This is a genomic window from Enterobacter sp. MALB-1 (genome assembly GCF_041021625.1).
Taxonomy (GTDB): Bacteria; Pseudomonadota; Gammaproteobacteria; order Enterobacterales; family Enterobacteriaceae; genus Enterobacter; species Enterobacter oligotrophicus.
The window spans coordinates 3,196,380-3,212,279 of record NZ_JBDPJL010000001.1; the positions used below are offsets into that span (position 1 = coordinate 3,196,380).

Below are 15,900 nucleotides of genomic sequence, written 5' to 3' on the forward strand. Positions count from 1 at the left end.
TATCCGTTGTCGTGAAACAGTGAGATGTTACATTTTGTTTCTAGAACAACGGATAAAATTTAACAACTTTGAAACGCAATAATGTGTGGTCAAACCAGACATTTACACCACAGTGTTAAGCCGATCACTTCCCGGACTCACACTTTGGTTTTGTAGGCCGGGTAAGCGCAGCACCACCCGGCAATCTGGCACGTTCTACCCCAATACCATCGTACTCAACCGACAGGTACAGCACCGCCGTCCCTGTTCGTCGAAGACCACGATCTCCCAGCTCTGGCTGGAGCGCCCCAGATGCAGCGGCTGACACACCCCGCGCACCTTGCCCTGCGACACCGCACGGTGGTGCGTCGCGTTCAGCTCCGTTCCCACCACGCTTTGCCCGTCGCGGGTCATCAGAAAACCAGCCATCGAACCGAGCGTTTCCGCCAGGGCGGCAGACGCCCCGCCATGCAGGAGGCCAAACGGCTGATGGGTACGCGTATCCACCGGCATTTCCGCTTCCAGCGTGTCATCACCGATGCGGGTATAGACGATGCCCAGGTGCGCCACCATCGTATTCAGGCTGGTGGCGTTCAGTTCGTCGAGGGATAAATGTCGTTTCCAGATCATTTACGCCCCCAGCGTGGAACCGCCGTCCACCACAATATCCTGCAGGGTAATGTGGCTGGCGGCATCGGACGCAAGGAACAGCACCGTGCTGGCAATCTCCTGCGGACGGGCAATTTTTCCCAGCGGAATGCCGAGCTTAAACTGCTCGCCAAAGCCGCGAATACGCAGCTGTTCCGCATCATCGCTTTTCCACAGGGTGCGCTGCATATCGGTGTCTGTTGAACCCGGCGATACCAGATTACAGCGCACGCCGCTGCCCGCCAGCTCCAGCCCGACGGTCAACGCCAGGCTTTTCAGCGCCGCTTTCGAGGCACCATAAGCGCTCATGCCAATGCGCGGCGTGTGGGCCGCGTCAGAGGCCACCGTCACAATCGCCCCGCCCTGCTGACGGCGGAACTGGCCCATCGTCTGCTGGAACAGGTTAAACGCCCCACCGACGTTAACCTCAAACGTCTGCTGCCAGTCCTCCTGCGAGAGCTGATCGGTTGCGCCCATACGCAGGATACCGGCGGCATTGACCAGCACATCCAGGCGCTCAAGCGTTGCCAGCAAACGCCCACAAACCTCGTTTACCTGCGCGGCGTCCGCCACGTTCAGCGTTTCGGTGGCAAACGGATAATCGTCCTGCGGGAACGCCAGGTCGAACCCGGTCACCTGCGCACCCGCCTCGGTAAACGCCAGCGCCGTGGCGTAACCAATGCCCTTACCTGCACCCGTCACCCAGACGGTTTTGCCGGTAAAATCGAATCCGGCCATCACTTCACCTCACGGGAAAGCAGCGCCCACCAGGCGTCAATGGTCGGATTTTTTGCCAGCATCACAAAATCGATATCGCCATGCACTTTGCGCCAGCGCGCCGCCAGCGCCATCATGCGCACCGAGTCCAGACCGTAATCAATCAGGTTTTCGTCATCCATCGGCTCATCGGATTCGTCCAGCAGCGGCAGGACGATTTCACGCAATTCCGCTTTCGATACCGGAATGGACGGCAGCAGATCGTCGGTCATCACCACGCGGCCAGAGCGCCCTGCCACGTATTTCAGCGACATCAGGTGCTCGTCGCGGGTGAAATCGGCCAACGCGTCGGCAATAAAGAACGGCTTGATATCACGCATAAACGCATCGGTTGCGGTGGTCATGCAACCAATGTGCGCGTAAACGCCAGTGATCAACAGCTGGTTGCGGCCGGTCTCTTTTAGCATCTGCTCCAGCGGCGAGCGGTGGAACGCGCTGTAGCGCCACTTCACCAGCACCGTGTCCGCTTCGTCCGGCGTCAGTTCAGCCACGATACGCTGTTGTTCCGGCGAACGGGTCAGGCCCGGCCCCCACATGTCGTTCAGCAGCGCACGGTCTTCATCGCTCTGCTCTTTCGGCTGGGCGGTGTAATACACCGGAATATTGTGTTCTTTGCAGTACGCACGCAGTTTGGCGATATTCGCCACCACCTGCTGCATCATCGTGCTGTTTTCACCCCAGAAGTTCAGGAAGTACTCCTGCATATCATGAATCAACAGCGCGGCGCGTTCTGGCTCAAACGCCCAGTTCACCTTATTGGTCGGCAGGTCTGCGGCGGTTGGCAGTGCGTAAGCGGTTAATTTTGGAATGGCCATACTCTGTTCCTCAGCCCTGGGCGCGTTCAGCAAGCCACAGGCGCAACTGTTTTTTATCGACTTTGCCGACGGGCGTTAACGGAAGCGCATCAACGCTCTCCACGCGGTCCGGCAGTTTGAATTCGGCAACGCCCTGTTCCCGCAGGAAGCGACGAACCTCCACCGCGCGCAGGGGCTGTTTCACCACCAGATACGCGCAGCTCTTTTCACCCAGCAGGCTGTCTTCCATGCTCACCAGCGCGGCGTGGATCACCGATTCGTGGCGCAACAGCAGGTTTTCGATCTCTTCTGCGGCGATCTTCTCGCCGCCACGGTTGATCTGATCTTTCTCGCGTCCCTGCACGGTGATGTAGCCCTGCTCGTCGATGGCGATAAGATCGCCAGAGCAGTAGAAACCGTCTGCATCGAAAGCACTGGCGTTATGTTCCGGGCTGTTGAAATAGCCGCGGAAGGTGTACGGCCCACGCGTCATTAAGCGGCCCACTTCCCCGCGCGGGAGCGGATTACCGTTCTCATCCGCCACCCACACTTCATCGTCCGGGCACATTGGGCGGCCCTGAGTATTCATAATGCGTTCTGGCGTGTCGTCGAGCGCGGTGTAGTTCACCAGCCCTTCCGCCATGCCGAACACCTGCTGAAGCTGGCAGCCAATCTCTGCCGGAATACGGGCGGCGAGCGTAGCGGACAGACGTGCGCCGCCCACCTGCAACAGCTTCAGGGATTTGAGCTGACCATTCCCCGCGCCTTCAGCAATCGCCTGCAGCCACAGGCTGACTGCCGGTGGCACCAGAGACGTCACGTTGATCTGATGCTTTTCAATCAGCGGGAAGCAAAGCGTGGCGCTCGGATCGTTCGCCAGCACCACGCAACCGCCTGCCGTGAAAATCCCCAGCGATCCCGGCGAACTCATGGCGTAGTTATGCGCGGCGGGCAGCGCATTCAGATAACGGGTGTCAGCGGTAATACCGCAAATCTCGTTGCTGCGACGAATGCTGTAGTCGTAGTCGTTGTGCGTGCGCGGGATCAGCTTCGGCGTGCCGGTGCTGCCGCCAGAGAGCTGGAAAAACGCCACTTCGTCGGCAGGCGTCGGGTTCGGGATGAAATTATCCGCCGGACGAGCAATTGCCGCGTCCAGGGCATGTTCACCCTTGTCGCCGCGCAGCAGCACAACGCGCACCGAGCGGTGTTCATCCACAAAGCGATTGAGGAAATCATCGCCCGCAAACAGCGTGTGCTCGCGGTCGGCAATCAGCAGTGCGGGTTTAATCTGCGTGGCATAGGCATTCAGTTCGCTGCGCTGGTGGCTGAAAAGCGCGTTGACTGGCGCAACACCGATTTGCAACAGGGCGAAGAAGGTAATGTAAAATTCAGCCACGTTGCCAAGCTGCACCAGCGCCGTCTCACCGCGATGGATACCCTGCGCCTGCAGTGCTGACGCCAGGTTGTTCACCGCCTGATGAAACGCGCGGTACGTGATGTGCCGCTCGCCGTCGATAATCGCCACGGCATCGTTATCCGCATGATCCGTCAGGATGTGGGTCAGCGGCCGATCCTGCCAGTAGCCTTTTTCACGGTAGCGTCGGGCAAAGTCCTCAGGCCAACGGGTAAAGGGAATGGTCATGAGTATTCCTTAATGCAAACCAAAGACGTTCAGCATGGTGGAGAGTTTTACGCCAGTTTCGCGCCACTCGCCCACCGGGGAGGAGGCGGGCACAATGCCTGCACCCGCAAACAGGCGAACACTGTTTTCATGCAGGCGCGCACAGCGTATGGTCACCACCCACTCACCGTTACCTTCGCTGTCACACCAGCCGACAATGCCGCCGAACAGTTCGCGGTCGAACGGCTCCAGCTCGGCAATCAGCTGTTTCGCCGCCTGATGCGGGAAGCCGCTCAGGGCTGGCGTCGGGTGCAGCAGGCAGGCCAGCGTGAGAGCGTTCTCGTTTTCACGCGCCTCACCTTCTACCGGCGTCGCCAGGTGCCACAGCGTCGGCGTGGTGATCAGCTGCGGAGAGGCAGGCATGCTCAGATGATGGCTGCGCGGCCCCAGAATGGTTTTCATCGCCTGCGTCACCAGGTCGTGCTCGTGGCGGTCTTTTTCGGATGCCAGCAGCTTGTTGCCTGCTTCACGGTCCAGCACATCGTCCGGCTGACGCCGCGCAGAGCCTGCCAGCGGCAGCGAGCTAAAGTGCGCGCCCTCTTTGCGCAGCAGCAGTTCCGGGCTTGCGCCCAGCAGCACACCACCGTCTTCCAGCGGCACGTGGAAGTTAAAACTTGCCGGGTTCTGAGCGATCAGACGTTCCAGCAGCGCACCGCTATCAATGGTTTTGTCGGTCTCGATATCAATCAGACGCGACAGCACCACTTTGTTCACCTTCGGCGTCGCGGTAAGCGCGGCGGCACGCGCAACCATCTCTTCAAAAACAGGCTGTGGCGGGATCTCGGTACGTTTTTCGACATTCAGCGCCTGTGCGCCCGCCACATAACGTGCGGACTGCTGACGCGCCGGGCGAGAAAAGGTCTGCCAGCTTTGGGGAATAAACAGGGACGACGGTTTGCGGGTATCGAACGGAATCGCACCCACCATAATCGGATGGGCAATGCCGCTGGCCTTTGCGTTCTGGAAAGCCTGGGCTAATTTTTGCTGGAAATGTCCAGCCGGATCGTCACCGCCAACGGCGGATTCAGAGAAGCGGGTAAAACAGCCTGACGTGGTAAAACTGCGATAGGGCGACATAAAGAAAAAGCTGTCTGATTGCAGCGTGGTCGCGGTGTGCTGGATGTCCTCAGCCAATGACGTATCCATATCATCCTCCTAAAATGATAAAAGCAGTAATAATGATTATCATTTATATTTTCGACGGCTAACCTAATCTTACAGCGCCCCGGTGTCAACCGCAGAGCAAACAACTTGTGCGACTATTGCTTGCATCCCTTCACTGCAATCATGAAAATGAGAAGCATTAACTTCAACAAAAACAGGATGCCGCTCTGTGAAACTTCCCGCCGTTTGCCGTAATGCCCTTCTTTTAACAGGACTTTTTGTTTTAGGACTAACCTCAGCCACCGCCGCTGACTGGCCCCGTCAGGTCACCGACAGCCGTGGGGTTCACACGCTTGAAAGCAAACCGACGCGCATTGTCTCCACCAGCGTGACGTTAACCGGTTCCTTGCTGGCAATCGACGCGCCGGTGGTCGCCAGCGGTGCCACCACGCCAAATAACCGGGTAGCCGATGCCCAGGGCTTCCTGCGCCAGTGGGGCGACATCGCGAAGCAGCGTAAGCTCGCGCGTCTGTACATTGGCGAGCCGAGCGCCGAAGCGGTGGCCGCGCAGATGCCGGACCTGATTTTGATCAGCGCCACAGGCGGGGATTCCGCACTGGCGCTCTACGATCAACTTTCGGCCATCGCCCCGACGCTTATCATCAACTATGACGATAAAAGCTGGCAGGAACTGCTGAAACAGTTGGGGACAATTACCGGTCAGGAAAAACAGGCCGCTGAACGTATTGCCGCATTCGATAAACAACTCGCTCAGGTAAAACAGCAGATGACGCTGCCGCCACAGCCGGTCAACGCAATTGTCTATACTGCCGCCGCACACAGCGCCAACCTGTGGACGGCGGAATCGGCACAGGGCAAGCTGCTGCATCAACTCGGCTTTACGCTGGCTGAGCTGCCTGCTGGCATGAACACCTCACAAAGCCAGGGCAAGCGTCACGACATTATTCAGTTAGGCGGGGAAAATCTGGCGACCGGGCTAAACGGTGAAGGGCTGTTCCTGTTTGCCGGCGATCAAAAAGACGTGGATGCGATCTACGCCAATCCACTTCTGGCACACCTGCCGGCGGTGCAGAACAAGCGCGTCTGGGCATTAGGAACCGAGACGTTCCGCCTGGATTATTACAGCGCGATGCTGGTGTTGCAGCGTTTAAATACAATTTTTAAATAAGTGGCACGTTCCACGTAGGCCCGGTAAGCGCAGCGCCACCGGGCGTTTTGTCGGGTGGCGGCTACGCCTTACCCGACCTACAAGGTCAACACACTCTCCTGCCTGAATCGGCGCAATTCTGCCAACGACATTAATAAAATTACGCCAATAATCGCCAGCACAAACCCGCTGCTGCTCGCCGACGCCACCGGCGTCATGATTGCCCCCAGCCCGCCGAGGATCGCCGCGCCAATCGCATCGCCCGTTACGTTCTGCGCCGTCCACAGGCCGTTAATGCGACCGAGCATCCCTTCCGGAGTCTGGGTCTGGATCAGGGTGTATTGCAGCAGAGAACTGATGGCGCTCAACCAGCCGAAGATCACCAGGCAGATCACGCCCAGCGCCCACACAGGCATCAGGCTGAAGAACCCAATGGCGATAAACGAGGCCAGCGTCGCTACCAGCATGATAAGGCCAGGACGAGCGCTCTGCGCCAGGTTGCCGCTGGTCAGCGCTCCGCACGCCGCGCCAAGCGGAATGGCAGCATACAGCACGCCAATCTCTGAAGCGCTCATCTGCCACTCCCCCGCCAGCGCCGGGTAAAGCACGCGCACGGCGCTCGCCATGGTCAACAGACCGCCGAGCAGCGCAATGCCGCCAATCAGTGGATTGCTGAACAGAAAACGAATGGCGGCCATCAGCGACTTGAGCGGATGCTCGCGCGGCTGCGGGGGCGGTGGAAGCAGCGGCAGACGCAGCAGCGTTAAGGTGGTGATAAAGGTCCCCGCCGCCGCCAGTCCGTAGTTCCACGCCACGTTGCCGGTCGCCAGCAGCAGACCGCCAACCATCGGTGAAATCACCGAGCCCAGACGGACGGTAAGCATGGTAATCGCCCCTGCCTGCATCAGGTTTTCACGCCCGACCAGCGCAGGTGTGGCTGCCAGCAACGCCGTCACACCGAGTGAAGCAAAAAAGCCGTCCCACAGCCCCAGGGCATAAATCGCAATTAATGATGGCTCCGGCAGCATCGCGTTCAGACACAGCCCGACAAAACCCACGCCGCAGGTGCCACGCGCCAGCAGGATCAGCTTTTTACGCTCGTATCGGTCTGCCAGCACGCCGCCCACCATCAGCCCGACAAACATCGCCCCGCCGGTCAGGGTGACGGATAGCCCCACCAGCCAGCTGGAGTGGGTCATGGTCTGGATCTGCACCGGTACGGCAACACCAAGCAGACCGAGGGATAAAATGGAGATAAAACGAGCGATAAAAACCGCTCGAAACGCCGGGTGCGTTTTCAACAGGCTGAGGTTGAGCAGCCAGGATTTTTGATTCATGACAAGGCCTTGAGGTCTAACGATCTACCAATTTCATGGGCGCACATGCTAACATAGCCAAATAAGATAGATAACGATAATTAATATCATTATCACATCATGGATGTTGCTATGTCGTTTTCCTCCTCCAGGGTGCGTGCCATTGCCGTACCCGTGTTGTTGCTACTGTTGATCCTTGCGATTGCACTCAGCCTGCTGGTCGGCGCGAAACCGCTGCCCGCATCCGTTATTGTCGATGCGCTCTCCGGTACCTGCCAGAGTGCCGACTGCATCATCGTGCTGGATGCTCGTCTGCCGCGAACCCTTGCTGGCCTGCTGGCCGGTGGTGCGCTCGGGCTTGCCGGTGCCCTGATGCAAACCCTCACCCGCAACCCGCTGGCGGACCCTGGCATTCTCGGCGTGAACTCTGGTGCCAGTTTCGCCATTGTGCTAGGCGCGGCACTGTTTGGTTTCACCTCTCCGTCTGAACAACTGGTGATGGCCTTTTGCGGCGCGCTGGCGGCGTCGCTGGTGGTGGCCTTTACCGGCAGCCAGGGCGGTGGACAGCTCAGCCCGGTACGTCTGACGCTTGCAGGTGTTGCGCTCGCGGCGGTGCTGGAAGGACTATCGAACGGCATCGCTCTGCTTAACCCGGATGTCTACGATCAACTGCGCTTCTGGCAGGCCGGTTCGCTGGATATCCGCACACTCGAAACCTTAAAAGTGGTTATTGTTCCGGTGATTATCGCCGCCGTCGTGGTGCTGTTTTTAAGCCGCGCGCTGAACAGCCTGAGCCTCGGCAGCGACACCGCTACCGCGCTCGGCAACCGCGTGGCACGCACGCAGTTGATGGGTCTTCTCGCGATCACCGTCCTGTGCGGTAGCGCGACGGCGGTGGTCGGCCCGATTGCCTTTATCGGCCTGATGATGCCGCATATGGCGCGCTGGCTGGTAGGGGCCGATCACCGCTGGTCATTGCCCGTCACGCTGCTGGCAACACCTGCCCTGCTGCTGTTTGCCGATGTGCTGGGCCGTCTTTTGGTGCCCGGTGAACTGCGCGTGTCGGTGGTGAGCGCCTTTATTGGCGCACCGGTGCTGATCTTCCTGGTGCGGCGTAAACGCGGAGGTAGCGCATGATGGCCCCGTCCCGTCGTTTAGTGACCAGCGTGTCCCTGCTGATTGCCGCCATTGTGCTGCTGGCGGTCTGGAGTCTGCGCAGCGGCGCGGTAACGCTCGATTCTGCCCAGGTCTTTAATGCCCTGCTCGGCAGCGCGCCGCGCAATATCACCCTGGTGGTGACGGAATGGCGGCTGCCGCGTGTGGCGATGGCGATTCTGGTCGGTGCGGCCCTCGGCGTCAGCGGTGCGATTTTCCAGTCGCTGATGCGCAACCCGCTCGGCAGCCCGGACGTGATGGGCCTCAACACGGGGGCCTGGAGCGGCGTACTGGTGGCGATGGTGCTGTTCGGTCAGCACCTGACGGCAATTACCTTTACGGCAATGACTGGCGGCATTTTAACTTCGTTGATTATCTGGCTGCTGGCCTGGCGCAACGGTATCGACACCTTCCGCCTGATCATCATCGGTATCGGTGTGCGCGCCATGCTAATGGCCTTTAACACCTGGCTGTTACTGCAGGCCTCGCTTGAAACCGCACTCTCCGCCGGGCTGTGGTATGCCGGTTCACTGAACGGCCTGACGTGGGGCAAAACCTGGCCTGCTGCCCCGCTCATTTTACTGATGTTGGTTGGCGCGCTGCTGCTGGTGCGCCGCATGCGCCTGCTGGAAATGGGTGATGACAGCGCCTGTGCGCTGGGCGTCGGCGTTGAGCGCTCGCGCCTGATGTTGATGCTGGTGGCGGTATTACTGACAGCCGCCGCTACCGCCATTGCCGGGCCGATCTCATTTATCGCGCTGGTGGCACCGCACATTGCGCGGCGTCTCAGCGGCACGGCACGCTGGGGCTTAACCCAGGCGGCGCTGTGCGGTGCGTTGTTGTTGCTGGCCGCCGATCTCTGCGCCCAGCAGCTGTTTATGCCTTATCAACTTCCGGTGGGCGTAGTAACCGTCAGCCTCGGCGGGATTTACCTCATCGTGTTGCTCGTTCAGGAGTCACGCAAGAAATGACAGACACAGCATCCCGCTTGCGCGGCAAAAACTTAACCCTCGGCTACGGCAAAAAAATCATTGCCCGCGATTTAAGCGTGGCAATCCCGGATGGTCACTTTACGGCGATTATCGGCCCGAACGGTTGCGGCAAATCGACCCTGCTGCGCACCCTCAGCCGTCTGATGACGCCGGTTGAGGGTTGCGTGTATCTCGACGGCGAGCAGATCCAGCGCTTTGCCAGCAAAGAGGTGGCACGCCGCATTGGGCTGCTGGCGCAAAATGCCACCACGCCGGGCGACATTACGGTGCAGGAGCTGGTCTCGCGCGGGCGCTACCCGCACCAGCCGCTGTTTACCCGCTGGCGCAAAGAGGACGACGAGGCGGTGAATCGGGCGATGCAGGCGACGGGCATTACCGATCTCGCACAGCAAAGCGTGGACACCCTCTCCGGCGGGCAGCGCCAGCGGGCATGGATCGCGATGGTGCTGGCGCAGGAAACCTCCATCATGCTGCTGGATGAGCCGACAACCTGGCTGGATATCAGCCACCAGATTGACCTGCTGGAGCTGCTGAGCGAACTGAACCGCACGCAGGGGTATACGCTGGCGGCGGTGCTGCATGATTTGAATCAGGCCTGCCGCTACGCCACGCATCTGATTGCGCTGCGGGACGGTGAGATTGTGGCGCAGGGCGCGCCGAAAGCGATTGTGACGCCGGAGCTGATCGAGCGGATCTACGGTATGCGCTGCATGATTATTGACGATCCGGTGGCGGATACGCCGCTGGTGGTGCCGTTGGGTCGGCGGTAATTGCCGGGTGGCGGCTTCGCCTTACCCGGCCTACGTTCGACGTGTAGGCCCGGTAAGCGCAGCGCCACCGGGCATTTTCACTATCCCAAAATCCCCTTCAACACCGGCCCTATCTTCTCAAACGCCTGCGGCGAGATAATATCCACGTGGGCGCAATCCTGGCTGTAAACCTCCAGCTCCCCCACCCACGGAGCCCAGGCCTGCTGCGGGTCCATCGTTCGCGTGCGCTCGGCGACAAACAGCGTTGCTTTGCCGTCGAAGCGCGAGCTGTGCGCCGTGGTAAGTAACCGCACCGCATCGGCGTAGTTGCCTTCAATGGCGTTAAACAGCTCGCCGGAGCCCTGCCCCTGCTGCGCGGCGATAAACGCCTGGCGTTCGCGTTCGATTTCGGCCAGCACTTCCGGGTCAAGGCCGTTGGCCTCTTTCTCCGCCCAGTTCTGCGTTTCCGGCGGCCAGGTATCCAGCAGGCCGAGGAACGCCACCGCTTCACCCTGCTCGCGCAGACGCGCGGCAATACCCTGCGCCAGCGTGCCGCCGAGTGAATAGCCGAACAGATAATACGGGCCATGCGGTTGTTGTGCGCGCAACGTATTCAGATGGTGCGCGATCACACCATCCAGATCCGCACACTGCTGCATCGGCCCCGCCGGGCGCGGTGACTGAATACCGGTAATCGACCAGCGCGGGCTGAGGTAGCGCGCCAGCACGCTAAACTGCCACGCAAAGCCGGATGCCGGGTGGAAGCAGAACAGCGTCGGGCCGTCGCTTTCGCGCAGCGGTAGGATCGTCTCGTAACCCAGACGCTGAGCCTGCTCATCGCTCATCTGCGAATCCATCAACGCGCTGAGCTTGCCGACCGTCGACGCCACCATAATTTGCCCCGGCGTCACTTTGCGGTCAAACGCACGGCTGAGCTGTGCGGCCAGGCGCATCGCCAGCAGCGAATGTCCACCGAGGGCAAAGAAATCGGCGTCGATATCGTTCACCTCGCAGCCCAGCAACGCGGCGAACGCCTGCGCCACGGCTATTTCGGTTTCACTTTCCGGCGCGCGCCCTGAGGTTTTGCTGGTCAGCTCCGGCAGCGGCAGCGCCTTGCGGTCGAGCTTACCATTAGCGCTTAACGGCAGCGCGTTAATTTGCAGCAGCACCACCGGCACCATGTGCGGCGGCAGTTGTGCTCTCAGGGAAGCCAGCAGCGCATCGCGATCCAGCGGTAAACCGGATTCGGAGACAACGTATCCCACCAGTTGACGGGCATCCCCACCCGTGGCCGCCGCCTGGTTAAACACGCAGGCGTGTGCCACGGCCTGAGCCACATCCGGCAGCGAAAGCATTGCCCGATCGATTTCGCCCAGCTCAATGCGCTGGCCGCGAATTTTCAGTTGATCGTCGCTGCGGCCTAAATACTCCACCGCGCCGTTATCCAGCCAGCGGGCAACGTCGCCGGTGCGGTACATCCGCTCGCCGGGCGCGAACGGGTCGGCAATAAAGCGGCTCGCCGTGAGATCCGGGCGTCCCAGATACCCCTGCGCCAGCTGAATGCCGGTGAGATAGAGATCCCCCGCCACGCCGAACGGCACCGGTCGCATCATCGCATCCAGAATGCGCAGTCCCGTGTTCCACACAGGGAAGCCGATTGGCACGCTGTTGCCTGTAACCGCCGCCAGTTCCGGGCCAAACGCCGGATACCAGCTCACATCTACCGCGGCTTCCGTTGGGCCATAGAGGTTATGCAGCGGCGCGTGGGTCAGTTGCTCCCACTCACGGCACAGTTCGGTCGGGAGCGCTTCACCGCTGCAGAACACTTGTTTCAACGTTTTGCAGCAGTCGGCATTTCCCGGCGTCAGCGAGGCAACAAACGCTGCCAGCATTGACGGCACAAAGTGGGTGGTGGTGACGCCGTATTGCGCAAAGAAGCTCTGCATCGCCTGCGGATCGCGGTGTGCGTCCGGCTCGGCCATCACCAGCTTCGCCCCGGCGATAAACGGCCACCAGAATTCCCATACCGATACGTCAAAGCTGCACGGCGTTTTCTGCGCCACCACGTCGCTCGCGTCAAGCGGATAGTGATCCTGCATCCACTTCAGGCGGTTAACGATAGCGGTATGCCCGACCATCACCCCTTTCGGACGACCTGTCGAGCCAGAGGTAAAGATGATGTACGCGGTCTGCTCTGGCTTCGCCAGGTGCAGCGGCTCACCGTCCGTTGCAGGTAATAGTGTGTTGTAACTAAACGTCGTTACGGGCAGATCGCTAAAGCGCGGAAGCTGTTCATCGGTAGTAATGAGCAGAGACGGTTTTGCGTCTTCCAGCATCATCCGCAGACGATCGTCCGGGTAACCGGTGTCCAGCGGCAGCCATGCGGCCCCGGCTTCCACGATGCCATGCAGCGCCAGCGTCAGGAACACCGAGCGCGGCAGAGCGACCGCCACGCTGTCGCCCGGCTTCACGCCGCGCTCACGCAGCACGTTTGCCAGTGCGACCACCTGCTCACGCATCTGGCGGTAGTTCAGTTCGATATGTGCATCGGCCAGCGCAGGGGCGTCCGGCGTATTGCGCGCCTGTTCCGCTACCTGCTCCGCCAGCGTGGTGGACGGTAACGCCAGCCCGGTGTCGTTGATGCGGGCAAGCTGCTGGTATTCCTGCTCAGAAACGGTTTCCACCTCCCCACAGCGCAGGTCCGGGTTCGCTGCAAACTGCGTCAGCATCGCGTTCAGACGCGCAACGTGGCGGGTGAGCGTCGCGTCATCGTAACGCTGTTTGTTAGCAAGGATTTCAATGCTCAAACCGCCCTGCTCGTCCGGGAACAGCGCCAGCTCAAGGTCGTTAACCGGCCCCGTTGCCAGCGTATGGGTGATGGCGTCCACACCGTCGATATCCAGCTGATAATCGAAGACTTTGACGTTCAGTACTGGCCCGAACAACGCTTCATCGCCTGCGGCACGCCCGCTGTCACGCACGATCTGCTCAGCGTCGTAACGCTGATGGCGGCGCATTTTTTTCAACTGGCTGGACAAACGCAACGCCAGCGCCGGCAGGCTCTCCTGCGGGGCGATATTCACCGCCAGCGGCAACACGTTGAGCACCGGCCCGGTTGCGGTTAACGCCGCTGACCCCAAGCGACGCATAAAGATAAACCCGGCGGCATAGTCCAGCCGACCGGTAAGACGGCCAAGCCACAGCGCCACCAGCGCAAGCGCCAGATCGGTACGCTGAACCGGCCCTGCGGCCTGTGCAAGCTGGCTGAAGGCGCGGCTGTCGGCAGTCACTTTCAGGCGCAAGATATCGGTGGTTGCTGCACGCCCTGGCAACGGCGCGGACGAGAGCGATACGGGTGGCGGAAGCTGCCTGCGCTGTTCTGCCCAGAATGCGCCGTCGCGCTGATACGCTTCGCTGTCGCGATAGCGCTGGTACTCTTCCACCACGTCGGCAAACGGTGTAAACGGCGATTCAGGTGCAGGTTCACCCTTTTTCCATGCGCTGTAAATGGCAGCGATCTGGCGGGTAATCGCCGGAAAACTGAAGCCATCCACCAGTAAATGATGATAACGCTGATACCAGTACCAGCGACGCTCGCCCACCCGAATCAACTGGTGAAATGCCAGCGGCTGGCCGCTGTCGACACGCAGGTTCTGGTTGAGATCGGCTTCCATCAGTGCCACGGCGTCGTCGTGTGTGTCGGCGCGAACGATTGACGGCTCCGGCAGAGTGATGGACTCATCCACCCACTGCCACACCTCGCCGTTATCTTCCGTAAAGCGTGTGCGCAGGGTATCGGCCTGCATCATGCCCGCAACAATCGCTTTTGCCAGCAGCGGCGCGTCGATATCGCCTTTCAGTTCGGTATAGTGCGCCACGCTCCAGGCGTTTGGCAGCGAGGAAAGCTGTTCCGCCATCCAGATACCCGGCTGGGCGGCGACGAGAGGAAGACGGTTCATGCGTTTTCCTCCGCAAAGTAAGACGGTTCAAGCGTTTGCCAGTGTTCCGCCAGCCACTGCTGGCACGCTTCCTGAGATTGCGGTTCGCACACCACGCGCCAGCCCGCGGGCAGTTCGCACTGCTGCGGCCACAGGCTGTACTGCCCCTGGTCGTTTTGCAAAATGGCGAACTGTCCCTGCGGATTATCGAAAGGATTGCTGAATTCCATACAGACTCCGTTATTGAATAAGTGGCTGCCAGAGAGCCATCAGCCCCTGCGTCAGCCCACCGCGCCAGCAAAGCGCATCGTGTCCGCCGTCAACCTGACGCCAGATAACCGGTTGCTGTGTGTGTAGTTCGGCGTAAATCGCCTGATTTGCGCGGAAAATAAGTGGCTCATTGCGCCCCGCCTCAAGGACGATACGCAGCCCGCGTGCGGTTTTTTCACCCGCTTTAAGTTGTTCGATAAGTAATCCGTCCTGCTGTGCGCCGCGGTGCGGCCACCAGTAGGAGCCGGACTGACTGAGCACACAGCCAAAACGCTGCGGCCAGTTAAGGCCAGCATAGAGTGAAGAAAGCCCGCCAAAACTCTGGCCTGCGACGACCGTCCGGTCAGCGCGGTCGCTGAATGGCGCGAGGGTTTTCACTAGCGGAAGGAGTTCTTCCTGCACCGCCAGCCAGAAATCAGGATTGCAGGGCAGCTCGCGGCTGCGGTGTGCGGTGTCGATCACGTCAATCAGAACGTAAACCGCGGACGGCAGTTTGCCTTCGCTGGTCAGTGACGCCAGGGCAGGCCAGACGGGCATGCTTTCCGCCCAGAACTGACCGTCGAGCAACACGGCCAGCGGACGTTCAGGGCTTTCCTCGCCGGTAGTGAAAATCCACACGCGGCGACGGTTATGCAAACGCTCGCTCTTCCATTCAATACAGACAGGCTGTTTGTATGGTGTATCGGGATGGTTCCAGCCTGGCTGCACCGGTGCGCCGGGCATCTCCAGCGCCGAGACGGCATGGCCGCGCCCGCCACGCCAGCTCTGCGGGTTCAGCGGGTCGGAAACCGCGTGGGGCAGCAGTTTCCGCCAGCCTTCACGCAGCGCCATGCGGTCCGGTTGCTCGCCGTGAAACACCGTATCGGCAAAATCATGTTCGTTATCAGAAGGGATAAAACAGTAGCTTCCGCGCCACGCGGGGCTGAACTCGCCCTGCCACTGCCAGACGTCGGTATCAGGAATACGCTCAAGGGATTGCGGACGGGCATTTTGATGGTGATCGGTCACACCGGTGATATAGAGCCAGACACGCTTCACCGTTGACGTGTTTTGCGTACCCGCCGGGTCACGCCACCAGAACGTCACGCGATAGTTACCCTGAATACCTGTCACGTCCGGGCCGCGTTTCGACTGCCACCAGGCCTCACTTCCCGTTGTTAACGCCGTCACTATAACCTCATGTTTATCGAGTCTTTTTTTGTTGCAAGACAAAAATTATTGATAATATTATTGATAACTATTTGCATTTGCAATAGCGTAGTGCCCGCGCTGTGGGAAGCGCGCTCATAAAATAACCATGCCACGCGTTGTGTGCGCTCGAGGACAGGG

Annotated in this window: 13 protein-coding genes; 4 read left to right on the forward strand and 9 right to left on the reverse strand. The window is 60.2% G+C overall.

What is annotated here, in order from left to right; genetic code table 11:
• Positions 1-195 precede the first annotated feature (195 nt).
• From entH to entC, 5 genes are read right to left on the reverse strand one after another with little or no spacing between them, the layout of a single operon-like run.
• Entirely contained in the window at positions 196-609 is a 414-nt protein-coding gene (gene entH, locus ABGB15_RS15330; RefSeq protein ID WP_152083802.1) for a proofreading thioesterase EntH, read from the reverse strand.
• On the reverse strand, positions 610-1,365 hold the full coding sequence (gene entA, locus ABGB15_RS15335; RefSeq protein ID WP_152083801.1) for a 2,3-dihydro-2,3-dihydroxybenzoate dehydrogenase EntA: 756 nt from the start codon (positions 1,363-1,365) through the stop codon (positions 610-612).
• Positions 1,365-2,219 carry an isochorismatase gene (locus tag ABGB15_RS15340; protein WP_215722818.1) on the reverse strand — a complete coding sequence of 285 codons (855 nt, stop codon included), beginning with the start codon at positions 2,217-2,219 and terminating at the stop codon, positions 1,365-1,367. Before ABGB15_RS15340 ends, entA begins: the two co-directional genes overlap by 1 nt.
• A gap of 10 nt (positions 2,220-2,229) precedes the next feature.
• Positions 2,230-3,840: a (2,3-dihydroxybenzoyl)adenylate synthase EntE gene (entE, locus tag ABGB15_RS15345; protein WP_215722817.1), complete on the reverse strand. Its 1,611-nt coding sequence runs from the start codon at positions 3,838-3,840 to the stop codon at positions 2,230-2,232.
• Between the two features lie 9 nt (positions 3,841-3,849).
• On the reverse strand, positions 3,850-5,025 hold the full coding sequence (gene entC, locus ABGB15_RS15350; RefSeq protein ID WP_215722816.1) for an isochorismate synthase EntC: 1,176 nt from the start codon (positions 5,023-5,025) through the stop codon (positions 3,850-3,852).
• Between the two features lie 187 nt (positions 5,026-5,212).
• Between entC and fepB the strand changes: the two genes are divergently transcribed.
• On the forward strand, positions 5,213-6,172 hold the full coding sequence (gene fepB, locus ABGB15_RS15355; protein WP_215722815.1) for a Fe2+-enterobactin ABC transporter substrate-binding protein: 960 nt from the start codon (positions 5,213-5,215) through the stop codon (positions 6,170-6,172).
• A gap of 77 nt (positions 6,173-6,249) precedes the next feature.
• Here fepB and entS read toward each other — a convergent pair whose 3' ends face one another.
• A complete protein-coding gene (gene entS / locus ABGB15_RS15360; protein ID WP_152083796.1) occupies positions 6,250-7,488 on the reverse strand; it encodes an enterobactin transporter EntS in 1,239 nt (412 codons plus the stop codon).
• A gap of 111 nt (positions 7,489-7,599) precedes the next feature.
• On the opposite strand from entS, the gene fepD reads away from it, so the two are divergent.
• Genes fepD through fepC form a run of 3 tightly spaced genes read left to right on the forward strand, consistent with a single transcriptional unit; the run spans position 7,600 to position 10,384 of the window.
• Complete coding sequence (gene fepD / locus ABGB15_RS15365) at positions 7,600-8,604, forward strand: Fe(3+)-siderophore ABC transporter permease (protein WP_313326809.1); 1,005 nt, start codon at positions 7,600-7,602, stop codon at positions 8,602-8,604.
• Positions 8,604-9,593 carry an iron-enterobactin ABC transporter permease gene (fepG, locus tag ABGB15_RS15370; RefSeq protein ID WP_369064275.1) on the forward strand — a complete coding sequence of 330 codons (990 nt, stop codon included), beginning with the start codon at positions 8,604-8,606 and terminating at the stop codon, positions 9,591-9,593. Before fepD ends, fepG begins: the two co-directional genes overlap by 1 nt.
• Positions 9,590-10,384, forward strand: a complete 795-nt coding sequence (gene fepC / locus ABGB15_RS15375) for an iron-enterobactin ABC transporter ATP-binding protein (protein WP_215722813.1) — start codon at positions 9,590-9,592, stop codon at positions 10,382-10,384. The genes fepG and fepC overlap by 4 nt, the downstream gene beginning before the upstream one ends.
• Before the next feature lie 80 nt (positions 10,385-10,464).
• Here the strand turns inward: fepC and entF are convergent, their stop codons facing one another.
• From entF to fes, 3 genes are read right to left on the reverse strand one after another with little or no spacing between them, the layout of a single operon-like run.
• Positions 10,465-14,322, reverse strand: coding sequence for an enterobactin non-ribosomal peptide synthetase EntF (gene entF, locus ABGB15_RS15380; RefSeq protein ID WP_215722812.1), 3,858 nt, complete (start codon positions 14,320-14,322; stop codon positions 10,465-10,467).
• The gene (locus tag ABGB15_RS15385) at positions 14,319-14,531 is read right to left on the reverse strand and encodes an MbtH family NRPS accessory protein (RefSeq protein WP_215722811.1); all 213 of its coding nucleotides are present in this window, start codon (positions 14,529-14,531) and stop codon (positions 14,319-14,321) included. Before ABGB15_RS15385 ends, entF begins: the two co-directional genes overlap by 4 nt.
• 10 nt (positions 14,532-14,541) lie before the next feature.
• On the reverse strand, positions 14,542-15,783 hold the full coding sequence (gene fes, locus ABGB15_RS15390) for an enterochelin esterase (protein WP_215722810.1): 1,242 nt from the start codon (positions 15,781-15,783) through the stop codon (positions 14,542-14,544).
• Positions 15,784-15,900: the final 117 nt, after the last annotated feature.

Bases quoted from the DNA above. Each gene is read 5' to 3' on its own strand.
- entH (WP_152083802.1), bottom strand. From the start codon at position 609: ATGATCTGGAAACGACATTTATCCCTCGACGAACTGAACGCCACCAGC.
- entA (WP_152083801.1), bottom strand. From the start codon at position 1,365: ATGGCCGGATTCGATTTTACCGGCAAAACCGTCTGGGTGACGGGTGCA.
- ABGB15_RS15340 (WP_215722818.1), bottom strand. From the start codon at position 2,219: ATGGCCATTCCAAAATTAACCGCTTACGCACTGCCAACCGCCGCAGAC.
- entE (WP_215722817.1), bottom strand. From the start codon at position 3,840: ATGACCATTCCCTTTACCCGTTGGCCTGAGGACTTTGCCCGACGCTAC.
- entC (WP_215722816.1), bottom strand. From the start codon at position 5,025: ATGGATACGTCATTGGCTGAGGACATCCAGCACACCGCGACCACGCTG.
- entS (WP_152083796.1), bottom strand. From the start codon at position 7,488: ATGAATCAAAAATCCTGGCTGCTCAACCTCAGCCTGTTGAAAACGCAC.
- fepD (WP_313326809.1), top strand. From the start codon at position 7,600: ATGTCGTTTTCCTCCTCCAGGGTGCGTGCCATTGCCGTACCCGTGTTG.
- fepG (WP_369064275.1), top strand. From the start codon at position 8,604: ATGGCCCCGTCCCGTCGTTTAGTGACCAGCGTGTCCCTGCTGATTGCC.
- fepC (WP_215722813.1), top strand. From the start codon at position 9,590: ATGACAGACACAGCATCCCGCTTGCGCGGCAAAAACTTAACCCTCGGC.
- entF (WP_215722812.1), bottom strand. From the start codon at position 14,322: ATGAACCGTCTTCCTCTCGTCGCCGCCCAGCCGGGTATCTGGATGGCG.
- ABGB15_RS15385 (WP_215722811.1), bottom strand. From the start codon at position 14,531: ATGGAATTCAGCAATCCTTTCGATAATCCGCAGGGACAGTTCGCCATT.